The organism is Flavobacterium sp. LS1P28 (assembly GCF_003970335.1).
GTDB lineage: Bacteria > Bacteroidota > Bacteroidia > Flavobacteriales > Flavobacteriaceae > Flavobacterium.
Genome location: NZ_RYDI01000017.1, coordinates 58,117 through 80,046, shown reverse-complemented (window position 1 = coordinate 80,046; position 21,930 = coordinate 58,117). Strand labels below are relative to the sequence as shown.

Below are 21,930 nucleotides of genomic sequence, written 5' to 3'. Positions count from 1 at the left end.
TGATAAATAGAATGATGAAAACTCAAAAGGTTTTATATCAAGATATTATAATAAGTAAATAAATGAACACCTCAATATCTTTATTCTCATAGCCTAGGTATTTAGTCCAGTTGTCTGAAGCATAGGTGATTATTCCTTCTAGGTTAAGCTCGTAAGTAATTTCTTTTGAATTGTCAATAAATAATTGAAATTGAGTGTCCTGTTCTTTGATTGTTTTTTGTAAGCTCTGGTTTTCAATATGTAATTTTAATAAAGATTGGATTTGTAGCACAGTATATTTTAGATGTTTTAACTGCATTACAGAAAGCTCTCTAGGGCTAGTATCCATAATACAAAGAGTTCCAATGACTAGATTTTCATTAAAACATATAGGGAAACCCGCAAAAAAAGCTATTAAATTTAAATTTTCGGGAGGAGCATCAATGTCTTTATTAATGTCTGAGATAATTTTAATTTTATTTTGCTGGATGGTATTCTCATTAAGTGCAATAATAGTAGGAGAGATGGGAATATAATCAAAACCTATTTTTGTAACTATTATGGGACTAATAGAGTCTGTTAATGAAATAAATGCAAGAGGCATCTCGCATACCTCGGATGCAAATAATAAAACCGTATTGAATTCCTCTTGAATAGTTCTGTTTTCAAATAATTCGCTTATTTTTTTCTTGTCAAATACAGGCATAGGTTCTTGGTGTAATTGATTAATTAACAATTATTTTGCATCATAGATATAGGTTTTTTAAAGTAATTGTTTCTTTATCAATAAGTTGTAATGTAGACTGGGGGGGGAATCAATTACAAAATAACGTCTAATTTATTAAATATAAAAGAATGTTAAAAACTAATAACTTTTTTAACTGATTTAAAATGATGATTTAGCGCGTTTCTTTGATTTGTAAAACATTAATAACTTCTTAAATTATCAAATGGAATGATTTATGAGTTTAACTAGGAGTTGATTTTATTTGTACTAACAATAATTTTTCAGGTTAAACTTTGTAACTTTGGATTTCAAAAAATAATAGATTTGATCACAAAAGCTACTATAGATACTGTTTTCGAAACTGCTCGGGTAGAGGAGGTTATCGGTGATTTTGTGCAATTAAAACGCGCAGGGAGTAACTTCAAAGGGCTTAGTCCTTTTTCGGAAGAGCGTTCTCCATCGTTTATGGTTTCCCCAGCAAAGGGAATCTGGAAAGATTTTAGTTCTGGAAAAGGAGGGAATTCAGTTGCTTTCTTAATGGAACACTCCCATTTCACTTACCCGGAAGCCATACGGTATTTAGCCAAAAAATACAATATAGAAATTGAGGAAACCGAGCAAACGGATCAAGAAAAAGCCATTACGGATGTACGGGAAAGTATGTATTTGGTATCGGAGTTTGCAAAAAGTTATTTTCATAACACCCTGTTCAATTCTGAAGAAGGCAAAGCAATAGGGTATTCTTATTTTAAAGAAAGAGGATTTACTGCGGATACAATTAAGAAATTTAGTTTGGGATATTCCCCTGAAAGTTGGGATGCCTTTACCAAAGAAGCCTTAGGGAAAGGTTATAAATTAGAGTTTCTAGAAAATACCGGACTCACAATTCCCAGAGATGACAGGCCTTTTGACAGGTTCAAAGGTCGCGTTATGTTTCCTATAGAAAGTATGTCAGGTCGAGTACTTGGTTTTGGAGGCAGAATTCTTACCAACGATAAAAAAGCGGCAAAATACTTGAATTCACCGGAAAGTGAAATTTACCATAAAAGTAAAGTGCTGTATGGTATTTTTCAGGCCAAACAATCAATAGCCAAATTAAATAATTGTTATTTAGTCGAAGGATATACTGATGTAATTCAGTTCAACCAATCCGGAATTGAAAATGTGGTTGCTTCCTCAGGCACGGCGCTTACACCAGATCAAATCCGTTTAATAAACAGATTGACAAAAAATATCACAGTGCTTTTTGATGGTGATGCCGCAGGTTTACGGGCTTCTGTGCGTGGAATTGATCTAATTTTAGAGGAAGGAATGAATGTAAAAGTGTGTACGTTTCCTGATGGGGAAGATCCGGACAGTTTTGCAAAAAAAACATCTTATGAAGCGTTAGTTTTATACTTAGAGAATAACGCAAAAGATTTTATTCAGTTCAAAGCCTCTCTTTTGATGAATGAAGCGAAAAATGATCCCGTCAAAAAAGCAGATCTTATACGGGACATGGTCGTCAGCATTTCGAAAATTCCGGACAGGATTCAACGAGAAATTTATATCCAGGAATGTTCCAGAATAATGGATATTTCAGAGCAGGTTTTACTAAGCACTTTGGCGCAATTAGTCCAAAAAGACGGTATCGAAATTGAAAAAAAACACAAACAAAAGCAATTGCAGAATGCCTTTGACTATGTTAAAAATGACGATACTGTCCAGACTGATAAAGTAGATTCACTGTATCGATTTGAACGTAAAATAATTGAAATCCTATTGCTTTATGGTAACAAGACGGAAAAATTTGAAGAAGTTTTATTAAAGTCAAATAGCGACGGAGAAATTGTGGACGTTACCGAAATAAAAGAATTAAAAGTTTTTCAGAAAATATATTTGAGTTTGCAAGATGATGAAGTAGAATTTGCAAGTCCTATATTTAGAGATATATACAAAAATTTAATCGATTATTATTTGCAAAATGAGGACTCTGGGCTTGATAAATATATAAATCACTACCAGTCAGGTGTTCCTGATGAAGTAACTAATATTATAATGGAAGAGGAAAAAAATGTTTTGCACAATTGGACTGGTCAAAATATTTTCCCTAAAAGTAAAGAAGAAATGTTAAATCAGGATGTTTCGGACACATTGCTTACTTTACGATGGTTTCTGCTTAGTGAGATTATTGAAGAGTTGAAAAACTCCGTTTCTAACGATCCGGAATCAGATAATATGGAGTCATTGTCTTTAGCAATGAGTTATATAGAGTTGCGAGGTAAGTTTTCAAAAAAATTAGGGCGAGTTGTGGTACGATACCATTAAAGGCTACACAATCTATAAATCAAAAAGCGCTGTATCTCTGAAATTTGATACAGAGATACAGCGCTTTTATTAATTGTAATGAATCAACATGTAATCCATTCTTTTTTTTAAATTGCCTAGACGTGGTTAGGCCTCAATGGTATTAAACGATTTCTAACGTTTTTGCTTTGTTTACTAAATCTACTAGATTAGTAACATTTAGTTTTGTTAACAATCGCAATTTGTACGTACTAATCGTTTTTTCATTTAGTTTAAGAATAGTCGCGATCTCGTGGTTTTTCTTTCCATCACTTAGATAACGCAAAACCTCCACTTCCCGGTTGGAAAGCTTACGATACAATCTTTCACTCTTGCTTTGTTTTGCAATTAAGGCTAAATTTTTCTTTACAGTCTCATTCATGATTATTTTTCCTTGGTGGACTTTAACAATCGACTGACCTAAGGTTTCTAGTTTTTCAGATTTGTGCACAAAGCCAGATACTCCGGCTTTAATGGCATTTGGCGCATAAATCTGTTCTGAAAGACCACTGAAGATAATGATTTTAGTTTTTGGAAAATTTTTCAAAAGTGCTTTCACTTCAAAAATACTGGAAAGACCTTCCAGTTCCAAGTCTAATATCAATACATCAATGTCTTTTGTTAAAAGTATATCCCGTACCATCAAAAAGTTACCAACATTGGCTACTATTGATATCTCGGCATTGTCTTTAAAGTAAGATTTTACTCCAAAATGCACAACGGGGTAATTGTCGGCTATACATACTTTAATCATGATTTTAGTTTTTTAGAATTATTTATTATTGGAAATGTAAAATTAATAAATAAATTCTGTAATTAATTGTAAATCAATATAAAATATCATTTCTTTAATCTTTTGGGATAAAACAAACTGGTATTGCGGTCATTTTATGTTGATTATTAGTGTTTAATCGTTTGTAGATTTCAAAAACAATTTTGTCTCTTCCGGTAAAATTTTCGATTGATTTTCCAGCGTGATCTTCTGCCATTGCCCACTCTAGCTCATTATAGCTGGCGCCTAATTGATCTTCATCGGTTCTTTCATCTCCAAATAATCCGTCGGTGGGTGGTGCTTTCAAAATAGAATCTGGAATTTTTAAATAGTTGCCTAAAAGATAGACTTCTGACTTCATTAAGTCGGCAATAGGGCTTAAATCAACACCTCCATCGCCATATTTAGTATAAAAACCAACGCCAAAATCCTCTACTTTATTTCCCGTTCCGGCAACTAATAAACAATGAATGCCTGCAAAATAATACAATGTGGTCATTCTTAAGCGAGCTCGGGTGTTAGCCAGGGATAGGTTTACTTTAGAAATATCTGAATGATTACCGGGCACTATTTTTTTGAAACTCTCAAAAACAGATGTCAAATCAGCTTCCACGCTAGTTACGTTAGGGAATCTTTTTTTTAATTGTTCGATATGTTCCCGGCCTCTTGTTACATGGCTTTGCGCTTGATGGATGGGCATTTCAATACATAAAACCTGCAGTCCGGTCTGGGCGCATAGTGTAGAGGTTACCGCTGAATCAACTCCCCCTGAAATCCCAATAACAAATCCGTTCACTTTAGCATTTTCAGCATATGTTTTTAACCAATTTACAATAAGAGTATTTATTTTTTCGACGGGTAGTGCCCTTTTTTTAGTCATAATAGTTTACGTTTTAAAAAGTAGGAATGTATATTTGCACACTAAATTAGTTGCAGATGGGTTTCCTTAAATTCTGTGGTAACAAATTTAATTAATAATTATGAAAATAGATCTGTTGTCCCTCGTCTTTTGCCTCTTTTTTTTGTCATGTGATAAGAAAAGTAAAGTAGAGAATACTATTGCTGCAATTCCTGTACAAGTAAAATTAGAACGATTTGATATAATATTTTTTGAAACGCCACCAAAAGACTTAGAGAAAATAAAAAAAGAGTTTCCTTTCTTTTTTCCTCCAGGAAATGACAACAGCGTTTGGCTGAATAAAATGCAGGATCCAATCTGGAGAGAATTATATACGGAAGTACAAAAAAAATATGCTGATATTGAACCGGTAAAAGAAGAATTAGAAGGTGTGCTTAAGCATATTAAATACTATTTTCCTGAAACAAAAATACCAAAAGTGATTACCGTAATTGCTGAGATGGACTATAATAATAAAGCCATTTATGCAGACAGTCTGGTTATTATCTCACTTGAATTGTATTTAGGGAAAGACCATAAATTTTATCAGTTTCCCAATTATTTAAAACAAAATTTTGAACAAAGACAGATTGCACCAGATGTAGTTTCGAGTTTTTCAACACGTAAAATTCCTCCTGTTTTAGATAAGGATTTGCTGAGTCAGATGATTTATTGTGGAAAACAATTGTATTTAAAAGACTTGCTTTTGCCAAAGTATACAGAAGCCGAAAAAATAGGGTATACGCCAGAGCAATTATTATGGTGTCAAGAAAATGAAAGTTACATGTGGCGTTATTTTATTGAGAAAGAATTACTTTACAGTAATGATCAAAAGTTAATTCCACGATTTATAAATCCAGCACCATTTTCTAAGTTTTATCTGGAAATAGACAATGAATCTCCAGGCCGGGTTGGTGCCTGGATCGGTTGGCAAATAGTGCGATCCTATATGAATAATAAGGACGCAGGTATTGCAGATCTGTTAAAAAAAGATGCGAAAGAAATATTTAAACAATCAAAATACAAACCTAAAAAGTAATGTCAAATACACACACCTCAGAAATTAAGTTTCTAATCGAATTAGATGAAAATAAGGTTCCGGAAAAATTAATGTGGACCGCTAAAGATGGCGGAGTTGAGCTGGAGGAAGCCAAAGCAATAATGTTGTCTATTTGGGATAGCAAAGCAAAAGAAAGTATGCGCATTGATTTGTGGACGAAGGAAATGCCGGTAGATGAAATGAAAATTTTCTTTCACCAGACTTTAGTAGCAATGTCTGAAACTTTCAAGCGTGCTACTGATGATGAAAAAATGGCGGATACGATGAAAGATTTTTGCGATTATTTTGCTGAAAAATTGGAACTCACAAAGTAAATTTTTGTGTTGTTTTGCAAAAAAAATCCCAAGACTAAAGTGTAGTTTTGGGATTTTATTGCAATGCTCTTAGATTGTTTTCTAAAACTGGCTGTTGTTTTTAAAAACTTCCTGATTTACTTCTTCAATGTAATTTAATACGTCCTCTTTTCCGGTAGATTCAGTCGCTGATGTGACAAAGTAATGCGGCATTTCGGCCCAGTTATTCGCAAACATTTTCTTTTTATAAGCGGCTACGTGAGAGTCTATTTTTACCTTGCTGATTTTGTCCGCTTTCGTGAAAACTATACAAAAAGGAATTTCGCTTTCACCCATATACGACATGAATTCAATGTCGATAGTTTGTGCTTCGTGACGAATATCAATCAAAACAAAAGCACAAACAAGTTGCTCTCTGGTCTCAAAATAATCAGTGATGAATTCTTGAAAAATAGATTTTGTTTTTTTAGAAACTTTAGCATATCCATAGCCGGGTAGATCGACAAGAAACCAATTGCTGTTAATTAAAAAATGATTAATCAATTGGGTTTTTCCTGGTCTACCGGATGTTTTAGCTAATTTTTTTTGGTTGGTCAGCATATTTATCAAAGAGGATTTTCCTACATTTGATCGACCTATAAAAGCATATTCCGGTAAAAAATCTTTTGGACATTTTGCCACATCAGAGTTGCTAATAACAAATTCGGCGGTATTAATTTTCATTTTTGCTAGGTATAAAATTCTCCTTTTACGATTTGTGTACGGATAAATGAGTGTTTGTAAGCCACTCCTCAAGTAAGCGATTGAATTCCTCTGGATGTTCCATCATGGCCGCATGACCACAGTTATCGATCCAATATAAAGTAGAATTAGGTAATAATTTATTGAACTCTTCTGCTACATCTGGAGGGGTGACTTTGTCATTTTTTCCCCAAATAAGACAGGTTTGAACATGCATTTTAGGTAAATCTTTTGCCATATTATGGCGAATGGCACTTTTTGCAATAGTCAGTGTTTTGATCAATTTCATGCGGTCGTTAACAGACTCGTACACTTCGTCTATAAGTTCTTTAGTCGCAACTTTTGGATCATAAAATACATCTTCTGCTTTTTTCTTAATGTATTCATAGTCCCCCCTTTTTGGGTAGCTATCGCCCATGGCACTTTCATAAAGACCTGAACTTCCGGTTATTACAAGACCGGCTACTTTTTCAGGATACATTTTAGTGTGGTACAATGCAATATGGCCACCAAGTGAATTTCCTAAAAGGATAACACGATCTAATCCTTTAAAAGTGATGAAATCCTTGACATATTTTGCAAAACTTTTCACGTTAGTTTTTAAAATATTTTGAGTATATATCGGTAAATCTGGAATAATTATTTTATATCCTCTTGTAGAAAAGTAGCTGGCAACGGTATCAAAGTTGCTAAGTCCCCCCATAAGTCCGTGTAAGATTACGATTGGAGTTCCTTCACCAGCTTCATAATAGCTGTATCTGCCTTCTTTTTTGTAGTGTTTTTCCATTTTTTGTAAATGCGGATTTTCAATTTTGACAAATATAGGATTTAATAAATAAAAATGGATTTTTAGAACAATTTTTAATTGTAAAATTATCCCACTTTAGATAAAATTTAGTTATTTTTTTTTAGGATTTAGCAACAAATTTCTATGTAAATGCCTTTTATTTTTACATCAAAAAAATTAAATTTCATTGGTTTTGGCAGTCTTTTTTCTATAACGATCTCTTTCTTACAAATTAAGCAGAATGGGTTAATGGCCTGATTGTCCAAAAAGTAAGGGTTTTTGTTTGAAAGTGGTTAAACTTATTAACAAAGTGGGGTATAGTGGTAGATAGTGGTAATATTTTTTATATTTTTGCTCAACATCATTTAATATTTTTTCTTGGATACAATTATTGGAACATATGAATGTAAAGTTGATGCTAAAGGAAGGGTGCTGTTGCCGGCGCCTTTGAAAAAGCAATTGGCACCTTCACTTCAAAACGGATTTGTTTTGAAGCGTTCCGTTTTTCAGCCCTGTCTGGAGTTATATCCCATGGAGGAGTGGAATGTAATGATGCAAAAAATCAATAAACTCAATCGATTTGTAAAGAAAAACAATGACTTCATCCGCAGGTTTACTGCAGGCGTAAAAGTGGTTGAGATCGATGCATTAGGACGATTATTGGTGCCTAAAGATTTGGTAGTTTTTGCCAGTATTACAAAAGAGGTAGTGTTTTCGTCAGCCGTAAACATTGTGGAAATTTGGGATAAAGAATGGTATGAAAAATCAATAAATGGGGAAGATGTTGATTTTGCAGATTTAGCAGAGGAAGTAATGGGAAATATAAATGACAACGACGATGGAATATCATAATCCGGTTTTGCTTCAGGCATCAGTAGATGGTTTAAATATTAAGCCAGATGGCATTTATGTTGATGTCACTTTTGGGGGTGGCGGTCATTCAAAAGAAATTTTGAAAAGGCTAGGGCCGGATGGAAAGTTGTTTGCTTTTGATCAAGACGAAGATGCATTAGCAAATGCTTTGCCGGACGAAAGATTTACGCTGATTAACGAGAATTTTCGTTTTGTAAAGCGGTTCTTGCGTTTTTACGGTGTGAAAAGTGTGGATGGTATCTTAGCAGATTTAGGTGTTTCATCGCATCAGTTTGATGTTCCGGAAAGAGGGTTTTCGACTCGTTTTGATGCCGATCTGGATATGCGAATGAGTCAAAAAAATGATTTGAATGCCTATAAAGTGGTCAATGAATATGATGAAGCAAATCTAAAAAGAGTGTTTTTAGATTATGGCGAATTGAAAAATGCTCCAGTTTTGGCAAGAACAATTGTTGAGGCGAGAGAGTTGCAACCAATCAAAACAACAGATGAGTTGAAAGCCATTTTGGCGCGATATTTACCGGAAAGAGTTCGAAATAAAATATTAGCCCAAATATATCAGGCCATTCGAATTGAGGTAAATCAGGAAATGGATGTTTTGAAAGAGTTTTTGGAGCAATCTCTGGAAATATTAAATCCAGTCGGCAGATTAAGTGTAATATCTTATCATTCCTTAGAAGACAGATTGGTAAAAAGATTTATCAAAAACGGGATGTTTGAAGGAGAGCCGGAAAGAGATTTTTTTGGTAATTTTTCTGTTCCTTTTAAAACCATTGGTAAACTAACAGTTCCGAATACCGAAGAAATAAAAGCAAATAACAGAGCGCGAAGCGCAAAATTAAGAATTGCCGAAAAAATATAATCCCCACCCGGCCTCGCCAAAAGGGAGGAGCCAAAGAGGAAAAATAAATAGTAACTTTTAATATCTCGGCTCCCTCTCCTTTGGAGAGGGTCGGGGAGAGAACAAATGAAAAACGGAGTGTATAGCATATTGAAAGCGAAGTTTCTTATTGATGATGATGCTGTCAAAAACTGGCGGTTCATTGTTTTTATCCTTTTGTTAGCTATTGTTATGATTGCAAATACTCAGCGATTTGAGCAAAAAGTATTTAAAATTACGGAGCTCACCGGACGGGTTAAAGAGTTGCGTTCCGAATTTGTAGATCGGCGGTCTGAGTTAATGAAATTAAAAATGGAATCAACGGTTTCTGAAAAAATGATAGAAAAAGAAATCTTTCCTTCAACAGTTCCGCCAATTAAAATAAAAGTTAAAAAAGAGGAAGATAAAAGCTTCTTTAAAAAATTATGGCAGTAGAAGATAAATACATATCCTACAGAATTTATCTGGTCGCATTTGGAATTTTCCTGATGGCGATCGCGATAGCCGTAAAATTAACAAATATTCAATGGGTAGAGGGTGATTATTATAGAAAATTAGCCAAACAAAGAACCGTTAAAAATTTTATTATTCCGGCCAATAAGGGGAATATTTATTCTGCTGATGGAAGTCTTTTGGCTACATCAATTCCAAATTATGAAATACGCTTTGATGCACTTGCTTCAAAAACAGAATTATTTGAGAAGAATGTGAAACCATTATCAGACTCTTTGGCTCTATTGTTAGGGAAATCAGCAAATTATTTTGAAAATGAATTAAGAAAAGCCCGGGGCAATAAAAACAGATATTATTTAGTGGCCCGAGATTTAAGTTATACAGAATATGTTAGAATCAAAGGGTTTCCTTTATTTAATCTTGGTGCTTATAAAGGAGGAATTATTGTAGAACAGGAAACCATAAGAGAGCATCCTATTGGAAAAATTGCAGAACGTACTGTAGGGTATGAGCGAACATCAAACGGGCAATCGCTGGATGGAAAAGGAATTGAATGGGCTTTTAGGAATTATCTAAATGGTAAAGACGGTAAAATATTAAAACAGAAAATAGCCAAGGGACAGTGGAAGCCCATACGCGATGTTAATGAAGTAGACCCTCAGGATGGCTATGATGTGATATCAACAATTGATGTTTATATTCAGGATATCGCACATCATGCTTTGCTTAAACAGTTGGAATTGTATCAGGCAGATCATGGTTCTGTAGTGGTTATGGAAACTAAAACGGGTCATGTGAAAGCAATTTCTAATTTAGGAAGAGCAAAAGACGGAACGTACTACGAAACCACTAATTACGCAGTAGCGGAGTCTCATGAACCGGGTTCTACCTATAAATTAGCGGATTTGATGGCACTTCTGGAAGATAAAAAAGCGGATACCAGTTCTGTTTATGACAGCAAAGGAGGAGTCGTTGTATATTCAGGTAAAAAAGTGCGTGATTCCCACAAAGGCGGTTATGGAAAAATTTCTTTAGCAAGAGGTTTTGAACTTTCGTCTAATACCATCATGGTTCAGGCGGTGTATGAAGCGTACAAAAATAACCCGTCGCAATTTGTCAATCATCTTAATGATTTTGGATTAAACAAAACTTTAGGACTCTCCATCAAAGGGGAGGGCGTGCCTTATATCCCTCAGCCAGGCGATAAAAACTGGTCAAATATTTCGCTTCCTTGGATGGCTTTTGGATATGGAGTCCACATAACTCCCATGCAGACACTGGCATTTTATAATGCGGTTGCCAATGATGGGGAAATGGTAAAGCCTCAATTTGTTTCTGAAATAAAAGAATGGAACAGAACCATCAAAAAATATGAGAAAGAAGTTTTGAATCCAAGAATTTGTTCCCCACAAACTATTTCCAAATTAAGGGCAGTTCTGGCAAATGTTGTCAAAAAAGGAACGGCTTCTAAATTATATTCAAAAGATTTTTCGATGGCAGGAAAAACAGGAACAGCGGCGGTGAATTACGGAAAGGCTGGAGGAACTGGAAAATATTATGCGTCGTCTTTTGTGGGCTACTTCCCGGCAGACAAACCAATGTATTCTTGTATAGTTGTGGTGCATAAACCAAGTACAGCGCTAAATAATTATTACGGTGCGGATGTGGCTGGGCCCGTTTTTAAGAGAATCGCACAAAAAATATTTACCGATGCCCCTTCGACAAATGAAATTAAAAATTTAGATAGAAAGATACCAAAACAAGAAAATAATTATGATTCTTATTTTGTGAAATCTCAGAACAAACAACAGTTTATACCCAATGTAAAAGGAATGCCAGGAATGGATGCTGTTGCTTTATTAGGAAATTTGGGAGTCAAAGTAAAGGTCGTAGGAGTTGGAAAAGTGAAAAAACAGTCGCTTGAAGCAGGTCAAAATATTCTAAAAAACACAACGATACTATTGGAATTATCATGAGTATACTAAAAGACATATTATACAAAGTAGCCATTGAAGCCGTAATGGGTTCGACGGATATTGCTGTAAACAAAATAGATTTCGATTCTAGAAAAATTGAGTCTAACGATGTTTTTGTAGCAATTCGTGGGTCAATATCAGACGGTCATGATTTTATAGGAAAAGCAATCGCATTAGGAGCAGTTGCGGTGATTTGTGACACATTTCCGGAAATTATTGAAAAAGGAATTACGTACGTTCAGGTAAAAGATACGAATTCAGCCTTGGCATTTATGGCCTCTAATTATTTTGGGGATCCTTCTAAGAACCTGAAATTGGTTGGAATTACAGGAACAAACGGGAAAACCACAATTGCTTCTTTGTTGTATCAATTGTTTAAAAAGGCAGGGTTTAAAGTGGGATTGCTCTCAACAGTTAAAATTTTAGTTGATGATATTGAATATAAAGCCACACACACGACTCCGGATTCGATTACTATAAATTACTATTTGAATGAAATGGTCAAAAATGGAGTCGACTATTGTTTTATGGAAGTCAGTTCTCATGGTATTCACCAAAAAAGAACCGAAGCCTTGCATTTTGTAGGGGGTATTTTTACTAATTTGTCTCATGATCATTTGGATTATCATCCAACGTTTGCAGAATATAGAGATGTAAAAAAGGCCTTCTTTGATAATTTGCCTAAAACTGCCTTCGCATTATCGAATATTGATGATAAAAATGGGCAAGTAATGTTACAAAATACAACAGCCAAAAAATGTACGTATGCCTTAAAATCGTATGCGGATTATAAAGCGCAAATCCTGGAAAATCAATTGTCCGGTTTGTTGTTGAAAATAAACGGAAATGAAGTTTGGGTTAAGCTGATAGGAACATTTAATGCGTATAATTTAGTAGCTATTTATGGAGCGGCAGTCGAATTAGGAATGGAAAGTCTGGAAGTACTTCGTTTATTGTCGGATTTAGAAAGTGTTTCGGGACGTTTCCAATTTATTGTTTCTGCTTCAAATATTACCGCTATTGTAGATTATGCCCATACGCCGGATGCTTTAGAAAATGTACTAAAAACCATCAATGACATTCGCGCCAAAAATGAACAGTTGATCACCGTTGTGGGGTGCGGTGGTAATAGAGACAAAAGCAAGCGCCCTATTATGGCCGGAATTGCCGCTGAATGGAGTGATACAGCAATTTTCACTTCGGATAATCCAAGAAATGAAAATCCGGAAGTGATTATCACCGAAATGGAACACGGTGTAGCCGCTCAAAACTATAAAAAAGTGCTGTCAATAACCGATAGAAAGCAAGCCATAAAAACCGCATGTCAATTGGCACAGCCCAACGATATTATTTTAATTGCTGGAAAAGGGCATGAGACGTATCAGGAAATAAATGGAATTCGCCTTGATTTTGATGACATGGAAATAGTTAAAAAAACACTAGGCCAACTGGGAAAATAAAAGTTTAACCGGAGTAACTGTTTATTTGTTTATGGGAATATCCAAATAACCGATTAACCAAATAACCAAAAAAAGATAAACCAAATAAACAAAGAGATATGCTATACTATTTATTTGAATATTTAGACAAAACACTTGACGTTCCGGGAACCGGTGTTTTTCAGTACATCACTTTTAGATCTGCATTAGCATTGATGCTTTCGTTGTTGTTATCAACAATTTACGGAAAAATTATAATTCGCTTTTTGCAAAGACAGCAAGTGGGTGAAACCGTGCGAGAGCTTGGTTTAGCTGGTCAGAACGAAAAAGCGGGAACGCCGACCATGGGTGGATTAATCATTATTTTTGCTACGCTGGTACCGGTATTATTATTTGCAAAATTGCATAATATCTACATTGTGTTATTGATTGTTACCACGCTTTGGATGGGGACTATTGGTTTTATAGATGATTATATTAAAATTTTTAAAAGAGACAAACAAGGATTAAAAGGAATATTTAAGGTTGTTGGTCAAGTGGGTTTAGGTCTCATTGTGGGAACCGTCTTGTATTTTCATGCCGGGGTTACAGTGAGAACGGATATTGGTAAAGCCAATGTTTTCAAGGCTTCTACTGAAAATGTAGTTTTTCAAGCGCCGCTCGAAGAAAAATCAACTGCAACAACGATTCCTTTTTTTAAAAATAATGAATTCGATTATGCGGAACTATTAGCATGGACTGGGGAAGGATATGAAAAATGGGCTTGGTTGATTTTTATTCCGGTTGTTATTTTTATTATCACCGCTGTTTCTAATGGAGCTAATTTGACTGATGGAATAGATGGTTTGGCAGCAGGAACATCCGCGATTTCAGTATTGGCACTGGGAATATTTACGTTTGTTTCGGGAAACATTATTTTCTCTAATTATCTGAACATCATGTATATCCCTAATTCAGGGGAAATGACAGTCTTTATTGCGGCTTTTGTTGGATCGTTAATCGGGTTTCTTTGGTACAATTCGTATCCGGCATCTGTTTTTATGGGTGATACAGGAAGTTTAACAATAGGCGGAATTATTGCAGTTCTGGCAATTGCAGTCCGTAAAGAAATGCTGATTCCTTTATTGTGCGGAATTTTTCTTGTCGAAAATTTATCTGTGATTCTTCAGGTCAGTTATTTCAAGTATACCAAGAAACGCTTTGGCGAAGGCCGAAGAATATTTTTAATGTCGCCTTTGCATCACCATTATCAGAAAAAGGGCTATCACGAAAGTAAAATTGTGACCCGGTTTTGGATTGTTGCCATCATGCTGGCCATTTTGTCAATCGTTACTTTAAAATTAAGATAACATGAGGCTAGTAATTTTAGGTGGAGGCGAAAGCGGTGTTGGCACTGCTATTCTGGGTAAGAAAAAAGGATATGATGTTTTTGTGTCTGATTTTGGAAAGATAAAAGAGAATTACAAAGAGGTTCTTCTTATTAATGAAATAACCTGGGAAGAGCAGCTGCATACGGAAGAATTGATTTTGAATGCTGATGTGGTGATGAAAAGTCCCGGAATTTCGGATAATTCTCCAATTGTAAAAAAATTAAAGGAGAAAGGAATCTCGGTAATTTCTGAAATTGAGTTTGCTGCTCCTTACACTGAGGCTACCATTATAGGGATAACTGGGAGTAACGGAAAGACCACCACTACAATGCTGACACATCATTTGCTAAAAGCAGCAGGGCTAAATGTAGGATTGGGGGGCAATATAGGAAAGAGTTTTGCCTGGCAAGTTGCTGATAATAAATATGATTTGTATGTGCTTGAATTGAGTAGTTTTCAGCTGGACGGGATTGAAAATTTCAAACCGCATATTGCCATAATTACCAATATAAGCCCGGATCATCTGGATCGATACAATTATAAATATGAAAATTATATTGACGCAAAATTCAGGATTACGATGAATCAGACTCAGGAGGATTACCTCATTTATGATGCGGACGACGAAGCCATCAATGAATGGTTCAAAACACACACAACAAAGGCGAAATTAATTCCTTTTTCATTGACTAAAACATTCAACGAAGGAGCTTATATACAAAACAACAAAATGGAAATAAAGATTAATCAGGAAGAGTTTACAATGGACACTGAACACATTGCTTTAGAAGGGAAACATAACATGAAAAACGCAATGGCAGCAACTTCTGTGGCAAAATTAATGCAAATAAGAAAAGCTACAATTCGGGAGAGTCTTTCTAATTTTCAAGGAGTAGAACACCGTTTAGAAAAAGTTTTTAAAATCCAAAACGTGCAGTATATTAATGATTCTAAAGCAACGAATGTGAACGCTACTTTTTTTGCATTAGACAGTATGAATGCTCCTACGGTATGGATTGTGGGCGGGGTTGATAAAGGAAATGATTACAATGAATTGATGTCCTTAGTGCGTGAAAAAGTTAAAGCGATTATCTGCCTTGGTGTGGATAATAAAAAGATAATTGATGTTTTTGGGAATGTGGTTGACATGATGATTGAAGTGTCCAGTATGGATGATGCGGTGAGAATGGCACAACGAGTATCAGAAAAAGGAGACGTAGTGTTATTGTCCCCGGCATGTGCCAGTTTTGATTTATTTGAAAATTATGAGGACAGAGGAAATCAGTTTAAACTAGCCGTTAGAAATTTATAGAAAAAAGGTTTTAGGTTCTAGGTGCTAGGTTTTAGCGCCAAAATCCAAAACCAAAAAAAGCCAAAACCAAAAATGAAGCAACTAATAAACAATTTGAAAGGAGATAGAGTAATTTGGTCATTCGTGGCTTTATTGGCTTTGTTTTCCTTTATGCCTGTTTTTAGTGCGAGTAGTAACTTGGCCTATCTTGGTCGGGGAACCGGAAATACATTGGGCTATTTAGTCAAACATTTGGCTCATATTTGTATTGGTTTTTTAATTATTTACTGGGTTCATAAAGTACCGTATCATTATTTTCGGGCTATTTCTAAAGTAGGATTGCCCGTTGTTTGGGTTTTATTAGCCTACACCTTGATCAAAGGAACAGTTATTGCCGGCGCTAATGCCAGTCGATGGATTCAGGTTCCGTTTATTGGGGTCACGTTCCAAACGTCAACATTGGCCTCAATAGTGTTGTTTATTTTTGTAGCGCGGTACTTGTCTAAAACCAGGGAAGTCCCTATTACTTTTAAGTCTTCTATTTGGGAGCTTTGGACGCCGGTATTCATTACCTTAATGTTTATTTTGCCAGCTAATTTCTCAACAACGGCATTGATTTTTTCGATGGTATTGATGTTGGTTTTTATTGGAAAATATCCTATCAAATACATTGCAGTCATTCTGGGTTCAGGAATTGTATTTCTGGCCTTTTTTATTCTGCTTTCAAAAGCGTTCCCTGATTCGAAATTTTTTAGTAGGGTAGGAACTTGGGGAAACAGAATTGAAAGTTTTACCACAGATAAACCAGAGGAAGACGATTACCAAATTGAAAAAGCGAAAATTGCAATTGCATCCGGAAAAATATACGGATTAGGTCCGGGGAAAAGCATTCAAAAGAACTTTTTGCCACAATCTTCTTCTGATTTTATTTTTGCAATTATTGTAGAAGAATATGGGCTCATTGGAGGTTTAGGCGTGCTTACACTATACTTATTGTTGTTGTTCCGATTTGTTATTGCCTCACACAAAGCCACCACGCTCTTTGGGAAATTAGTCGTCATAGGCTTGGGTTTTCCAATGATATTCCAGGCCATGGTCAACATGGCTGTTGCTGTAGAATTATTGCCGGTCACTGGACAAACATTACCCTTGATTAGCAGCGGAGGAAGTTCTATCTGGATGACGTGTTTTGCCCTTGGAATCATTATTAGTGTGACCAAAAAAGAAGAAGAGATCGTACAAGAATTGAAAGAAGCAGCCAAAAGGGAAGAAGCACTTCAGAAATTAATCGATAGGGAACTAGAAGAAGAAACAGTGGTTGAGGAATCCTATTCTATTGAAGATAAAGCGAAAAATCCATTGCAGGCAGTTTTAAATAAATAAGTTGTTTTATAAAAACACAATAACGCAGTAATTGATTGAAAATGAAACAGTATAAATTCATATTAAGTGGAGGTGGAACGGGTGGGCATATCTATCCGGCAATTGCTATTGCTAATGAATTGAAAACTCGTTTTCCGGACGCTGATTTCCTTTTTGTAGGGGCCAAAGATAAAATGGAAATGCAAAAAGTACCTCAGGCAGGCTACAAAATAATAGGGTTATGGATTGCAGGATTACAAAGACGATTCACCTTTGATAACACTCTTTTTCCGATAAAACTGATTAGTAGTTTATTGAAATCACGTACTATAATCAAACAATTTAAACCAGATGTAGTAATAGGAACAGGTGGTTTTGCCAGTGGACCGTTGTTACAGATAGCAGCGCTTTGCGGAATTCCAACACTGATTCAGGAACAAAATTCCTTTCCAGGAATTACCAATAAATTGTTAAGCAAAAGAGCCAATAAGATTTGTGTGGCTTACGAGAATTTACAGCGATTTTTTCCGAAAGAAAAAATGATTTTGACTGGAAATCCAGTGCGTCAGGATTTAATTGATATTGACAGTAAAAGAGCGGAGGCAATTCGCTATTTTGATTTAGATCCCAATAAAAAAACGCTTTTGGTATTAGGAGGAAGTCTTGGTGCAAGAAGAGTAAATCAGTTGATTGCTAAAGAAATTCTAACTTTTTCAGCCCATAATGTACAAGTGATCTGGCAATGTGGGAAATTGTATTTTGAGGAGTATAAATATTGTCAAGAAAATGAAAACATACAAATTCATTCTTTTATTGACCGGATGGATTTAGTATATGCAGCAGCAGATTTTGTGATTTCCCGGGCAGGAGCATCTTCTGTTTCGGAATTATGCATTGTTGGTAAACCGGTGATTTTTATCCCTTCGCCTAATGTTGCAGAGGACCATCAAACTAAAAATGCGCAAGCTGTAGTAGATAAAAATGGAGCAATTCTGCTTAAAGAAAATCAACTGGACACACAATTTAGTGTTGTTTTTGAGTCCTTGGTCAATGATCCGGAAAAACAGAAAGAACTTAGTGAAAACATAAAACAGTTGGCTCTGCCAGAAGCAACAAAACAAATTGTAGATGAAATAATTAAATTAGTCCAAATCCGAAAGGCATAAAGTCAAATGACTTTAAAACTTTAAGGCTTTAAGACTTTAAGACATAAAAAAATGAACTTAAATCAAATACATAACGTCTATTTTATAGGGATTGGAGGAATCGGGATGAGTAATCTGGCTCGTTATTTTCGCAATTTGGGAAAGCAAGTTTCGGGTTATGATAAAACGCCTTCTATTCTTACTACGGAGTTAATTGAAAGTGGAATTTCAATTCATTTCGAAGACAGTATTGATTTGATTCCAAAAGATTTTTATCTAGACAATACACTGGTAATTATTACTCCGGCTGTTCCTAAGACGCATTCTGAGTGGAATTTTTTTGTAGAAAGAAATTACCAAATCAAAAAAAGAGCCGAAGTTTTAGGGTTAATTACAAAAGACACCTTTTGTTTTGCGGTTGCCGGAACACATGGTAAAACAACTACATCAGGGATTTTAGGCCATCTTTTGTATGAAAGTGGTGCTGATGTTACCGCGTTTATTGGTGGAATAGTCGAAAATTATAATTCAAATTTAATAGGAAGCGGTTCAACCGTGACTGTAGTTGAAGCGGATGAATTTGACCGTTCCTTTTTGCATTTGCATCCTAATATTGCATGTATTACCTCAATGGATGCGGATCATTTAGATATTTATGGAACCAGTGAAGCAATAGAAGCTTCTTTCATTGAATTTGCTTCTAAAATAGAAGATAAAAACAATCTTTTCATAACAAAAGAATTGCCATTAGAAGGCATCACTTGTGCAGTAAACGAAGCGGCTGTTTACAAGGCATTTAATGTTAGAGTAGGAAACGGCAGTTACGTTTTTGATGTGCAAACGCCTACCGAAATAATTAGAGATTTACATTTTGGTTTACCGGGAAGACATAATTTAATGAATGCATTAATGGCTATTGCAATGGCTAACTTATTCGGCACCCCAACCGATGCCATTGCAAAAGGCATTGCATCATTCAAAGGAATAAAAAGAAGATTTTCGTACCAAATAAAAACGGATAGAAAAGTATATATAGATGATTATGCGCATCATCCTACAGAGATAAATGCCGTGCATCAGGCAGTCAGCGAATTGTATCCAAATCAAAAAGTATTGGCTGTTTTTCAACCTCATTTGTTTAGTAGAACCAGAGATTTTGTGGATGATTTTGCTAAAAGTTTATCCGCCTTTGATGAGGTTGTTTTATTAGATATTTATCCGGCTCGTGAATTGCCAATGGAGGGTGTTAACGCACAATGGTTGATGAGTAAAATGACTAATAACCATAAAAAAATAGTTTCTAAAGAGGATTTAATTCCAACAATTTTAGCAAGCGGTGCTACTGTAATAGTAACAATTGGAGCAGGAGATATTGGAGAATTAGTACCAATCATAAAAAAAGCGATACATGAAAGTATTTAATTGGACCAATATTAGATTATTGCTCATGGTTGTGGTAGTGATTTTTCTTTTTTCGTTTACATCAGATCGAAATAAAAATAGAAAACTGACTAAATCTGTCGTTGTTTTTGTAGGGGATAACGCTCCTTTTGTGCGGCAAGAAACGGTTGATAAATTGTTAATAGAAAATAAAAAAGAGGCATCAAGCATTCAAAAAGTTAATTTAGATTTGAATAAGTTGGAATCCACTCTCGATGCACATGCGATGATTGAAAAATCACACGTATTTGTAACCATTGACGGGGTGTTAAAAGCAGTAGTCAAACAAAAAAAACCTATTGCTAGAGTTTTTGGTGATGAAGGTTCTTTTTATATTGATTACGAAGGGAATAGAATGCCGTTATCAACTAATTTTACAGCAAGAGTTCCGCTTGTTTCAGGGAGAATAAATAAAAATAACAACGAAGATTTAACTAGTTTACTTCGCATGATTTATGAAGATGATTTTTTGAAAAAAAACATCATTGGAGTTCAAATTATGCCAAATGGAAGCTTAAAAATGTTAAACAGAAATTTTGACTATCAAATAGATTTTGGTAAATTGATACATGTAGCGCATAAATTTAAAAATTATAAAGCTTTTTTTCAAAAAGCGGTTTTAGACAGTTCGTTGTATAAATATAAGAAAATTGACCTCCGATTTACGGAACAAGTAGTTTGCACTAAATAATAGATAATGGAAAAAGAGAATATTGCAGTAGGTCTAGATATTGGGACAACTAAAATAGTTGCCATGATAGGCAAGAAGAATGAATATGGCAAACTAGAAATTTTAGGTGTAGGAAAATCTAAAAGTTTAGGTGTAGCAAGAGGCGTGGTAAATAATATTACTCAAACCATACAGTCAATACAGCAAGCGATTCAAGAAGCCGAAAATAATTCAGGTTATAAAATAAAAGATGTAGTGGTAGGAATCGCGGGACAACACATCCGCAGTATTCAGCATACTGATTATATCAGTAGAAGCAATCCCGAAGAAGTAATTGGAGGGAATGACATTCAGCTTTTGATTGATCAAGTAAATAAATTGGCCATGTTGCCAGGGGAAGAAATCATACATGTTTTGCCGCAAGAATTTAAAATTGACGGACAATCCGAAATCAAAGAGCCTATAGGAATGTATGGCGGACGATTAGAGTCTAGTTTTCATGTTGTAGTGGGGCAAGCTTCATCGATACGTAATGTAGGCAGATGCATTCAAAGTTCCGGAATCGAATTATCAGGTTTAACATTAGAACCATTGGCTTCAGCAGATGCCGTTTTGAGTCAGGAAGAAAAAGAAGCTGGAGTTGCATTGATCGATATTGGTGGAGGAACAACAGATTTGGCTATTTTTAAAGATGGTATTATTCGTCACACAGCGGTAATTCCTTTTGGTGGTAATGTCATTACGGAAGATATCAAAGAAGGATGCTCGATTATTGAAAAACAAGCTGAATTGTTGAAAGTTAAATTTGGTTCTGCTTGGCCAGGAGAAAACAGAGACAACGAAATTGTTTCCATTCCGGGATTAAGAGGCAGAGAACCAAAAGAAATTTCGTTAAAGAATCTTTCCAAAATAATTCATGCGCGTGTTGTTGAGATCGTAGATCAAGTATTTACAGAGGTAAAAGCATACGGTCATGAAGATCCTCGCAAAAAGCTAATTGCAGGGATAGTGCTTACTGGCGGAGGTGCTCAATTGAAACACATCAAGCAATTAGTAGAATACATTACTGGGATGGATACCAGAATTGGATATCCAAATGAACATCTGGCAGGGAATTCTGACGAGGAGATTTCAAGTCCTTTGTACGCAACAGCTGTTGGGTTAGTAATGAAAAGTATTGAGAATAAATCACAGAGTGCAGTTAGAAAAGATGCTGTAGAGCAACCAAGAACATTGGCTTACAGGGCAGCCGCGGCTGAAAATCTAGTGTATGAAATTCCTGAAAAAGAGGAAGAGGAAGAGGAAGAAGGTCAGAATTCAAAAGAAAAACAGAATTCTACCGTAAACAGAATACAGAAAAATTTCTTTGATCGTTATGTTGATAAGATTAAAGACTTTCTGGATAATGCAGAATAGACAGTAAAAACATTCACAAGAATTAATAATAAA

The 21,930-nt window shown here is 35.2% G+C and carries 20 protein-coding genes; 15 read left to right on the top strand and 5 right to left on the bottom strand.

Features of this window, described 5'->3' with window-relative positions; all coding sequences use genetic code 11:
- Window positions 1–37: 37 nt before the first annotated feature.
- On the bottom strand, window positions 38–685 hold the full coding sequence (locus EKL97_RS12750) for a hypothetical protein (protein WP_126569005.1): 648 nt from the start codon (window positions 683–685) through the stop codon (window positions 38–40).
- A gap of 345 nt (window positions 686–1,030) precedes the next feature.
- Here EKL97_RS12750 and dnaG point away from each other — a divergent pair, with 345 nt between their 5' ends.
- Window positions 1,031–3,013, top strand: coding sequence for a DNA primase (dnaG, locus tag EKL97_RS12745; protein ID WP_126461690.1), 1,983 nt, complete (start codon window positions 1,031–1,033; stop codon window positions 3,011–3,013).
- A gap of 142 nt (window positions 3,014–3,155) precedes the next feature.
- On the opposite strand, the gene EKL97_RS12740 is transcribed toward dnaG, so the two are convergent.
- Together EKL97_RS12740 and nadE are read right to left on the bottom strand one after the other, a co-directional pair.
- Window positions 3,156–3,785 carry a response regulator transcription factor gene (locus tag EKL97_RS12740; RefSeq protein ID WP_126461693.1) on the bottom strand — a complete coding sequence of 210 codons (630 nt, stop codon included), beginning with the start codon at window positions 3,783–3,785 and terminating at the stop codon, window positions 3,156–3,158.
- A 94-nt stretch (window positions 3,786–3,879) separates the two neighbouring features.
- Window positions 3,880–4,683: an NAD(+) synthase gene (nadE, locus tag EKL97_RS12735; RefSeq protein WP_126461696.1), complete on the bottom strand. Its 804-nt coding sequence runs from the start codon at window positions 4,681–4,683 to the stop codon at window positions 3,880–3,882.
- 100 nt (window positions 4,684–4,783) lie between these two features.
- On the opposite strand from nadE, the gene gldB reads away from it, so the two are divergent.
- Window positions 4,784–5,740 (top strand): gliding motility lipoprotein GldB, encoded by a 957-nt coding sequence (gldB, locus tag EKL97_RS12730; RefSeq protein WP_126461699.1) that lies wholly within the window; start codon window positions 4,784–4,786, stop codon window positions 5,738–5,740.
- The gene (gene gldC, locus EKL97_RS12725; protein ID WP_126452671.1) at window positions 5,740–6,075 is read left to right on the top strand and encodes a gliding motility protein GldC; all 336 of its coding nucleotides are present in this window, start codon (window positions 5,740–5,742) and stop codon (window positions 6,073–6,075) included. Before gldB ends, gldC begins: the two co-directional genes overlap by 1 nt.
- An 81-nt stretch (window positions 6,076–6,156) precedes the next feature.
- On the opposite strand, the gene yihA is transcribed toward gldC, so the two are convergent.
- Both yihA and EKL97_RS12715 read right to left on the bottom strand, forming a co-directional pair.
- Window positions 6,157–6,777 carry a ribosome biogenesis GTP-binding protein YihA/YsxC gene (gene yihA / locus EKL97_RS12720; RefSeq protein WP_126461702.1) on the bottom strand — a complete coding sequence of 207 codons (621 nt, stop codon included), beginning with the start codon at window positions 6,775–6,777 and terminating at the stop codon, window positions 6,157–6,159.
- Between the two features lie 25 nt (window positions 6,778–6,802).
- Window positions 6,803–7,582 (bottom strand): alpha/beta fold hydrolase, encoded by a 780-nt coding sequence (locus tag EKL97_RS12715; protein WP_126461705.1) that lies wholly within the window; start codon window positions 7,580–7,582, stop codon window positions 6,803–6,805.
- A gap of 378 nt (window positions 7,583–7,960) precedes the next feature.
- On the opposite strand from EKL97_RS12715, the gene mraZ reads away from it, so the two are divergent.
- The 12 genes from mraZ to ftsA all read left to right on the top strand — a co-directional run bounded on the left by mraZ (window position 7,961) and on the right by ftsA (window position 21,897).
- Window positions 7,961–8,434 carry a division/cell wall cluster transcriptional repressor MraZ gene (gene mraZ / locus EKL97_RS12710; RefSeq protein WP_126562845.1) on the top strand — a complete coding sequence of 158 codons (474 nt, stop codon included), beginning with the start codon at window positions 7,961–7,963 and terminating at the stop codon, window positions 8,432–8,434.
- Window positions 8,409–9,317 carry a 16S rRNA (cytosine(1402)-N(4))-methyltransferase RsmH gene (rsmH, locus tag EKL97_RS12705; protein ID WP_199742842.1) on the top strand — a complete coding sequence of 303 codons (909 nt, stop codon included), beginning with the start codon at window positions 8,409–8,411 and terminating at the stop codon, window positions 9,315–9,317. Before mraZ ends, rsmH begins: the two co-directional genes overlap by 26 nt.
- A gap of 105 nt (window positions 9,318–9,422) precedes the next feature.
- Window positions 9,423–9,770 carry an FtsL-like putative cell division protein gene (locus tag EKL97_RS12700; RefSeq protein WP_126452681.1) on the top strand — a complete coding sequence of 116 codons (348 nt, stop codon included), beginning with the start codon at window positions 9,423–9,425 and terminating at the stop codon, window positions 9,768–9,770.
- Entirely contained in the window at window positions 9,761–11,764 is a 2,004-nt protein-coding gene (locus EKL97_RS12695; protein WP_126461714.1) for a peptidoglycan D,D-transpeptidase FtsI family protein, read from the top strand. The genes EKL97_RS12700 and EKL97_RS12695 overlap by 10 nt, the downstream gene beginning before the upstream one ends.
- Window positions 11,761–13,224, top strand: coding sequence for a UDP-N-acetylmuramoyl-L-alanyl-D-glutamate--2,6-diaminopimelate ligase (locus EKL97_RS12690; protein WP_126569003.1), 1,464 nt, complete (start codon window positions 11,761–11,763; stop codon window positions 13,222–13,224). The genes EKL97_RS12695 and EKL97_RS12690 overlap by 4 nt, the downstream gene beginning before the upstream one ends.
- Window positions 13,225–13,322: 98 nt before the next feature.
- The gene (gene mraY, locus EKL97_RS12685) at window positions 13,323–14,552 is read left to right on the top strand and encodes a phospho-N-acetylmuramoyl-pentapeptide-transferase (RefSeq protein WP_126461720.1); all 1,230 of its coding nucleotides are present in this window, start codon (window positions 13,323–13,325) and stop codon (window positions 14,550–14,552) included.
- A 1-nt stretch (window position 14,553) separates the two neighbouring features.
- On the top strand, window positions 14,554–15,885 hold the full coding sequence (gene murD, locus EKL97_RS12680; RefSeq protein ID WP_126461723.1) for a UDP-N-acetylmuramoyl-L-alanine--D-glutamate ligase: 1,332 nt from the start codon (window positions 14,554–14,556) through the stop codon (window positions 15,883–15,885).
- Between the two features lie 72 nt (window positions 15,886–15,957).
- Window positions 15,958–17,247 (top strand): FtsW/RodA/SpoVE family cell cycle protein, encoded by a 1,290-nt coding sequence (locus EKL97_RS12675; RefSeq protein ID WP_126461726.1) that lies wholly within the window; start codon window positions 15,958–15,960, stop codon window positions 17,245–17,247.
- Between the two features lie 41 nt (window positions 17,248–17,288).
- Window positions 17,289–18,392 carry an undecaprenyldiphospho-muramoylpentapeptide beta-N-acetylglucosaminyltransferase gene (murG, locus tag EKL97_RS12670; RefSeq protein WP_126461729.1) on the top strand — a complete coding sequence of 368 codons (1,104 nt, stop codon included), beginning with the start codon at window positions 17,289–17,291 and terminating at the stop codon, window positions 18,390–18,392.
- Window positions 18,393–18,443: 51 nt separating this feature from the next.
- Window positions 18,444–19,793: a UDP-N-acetylmuramate--L-alanine ligase gene (gene murC, locus EKL97_RS12665; RefSeq protein ID WP_126562848.1), complete on the top strand. Its 1,350-nt coding sequence runs from the start codon at window positions 18,444–18,446 to the stop codon at window positions 19,791–19,793.
- Window positions 19,780–20,502 carry a cell division protein FtsQ/DivIB gene (locus tag EKL97_RS12660; protein WP_126569002.1) on the top strand — a complete coding sequence of 241 codons (723 nt, stop codon included), beginning with the start codon at window positions 19,780–19,782 and terminating at the stop codon, window positions 20,500–20,502. The genes murC and EKL97_RS12660 overlap by 14 nt, the downstream gene beginning before the upstream one ends.
- A gap of 6 nt (window positions 20,503–20,508) precedes the next feature.
- The gene (gene ftsA / locus EKL97_RS12655; protein WP_126554666.1) at window positions 20,509–21,897 is read left to right on the top strand and encodes a cell division protein FtsA; all 1,389 of its coding nucleotides are present in this window, start codon (window positions 20,509–20,511) and stop codon (window positions 21,895–21,897) included.
- Window positions 21,898–21,930 lie beyond the last annotated feature (33 nt).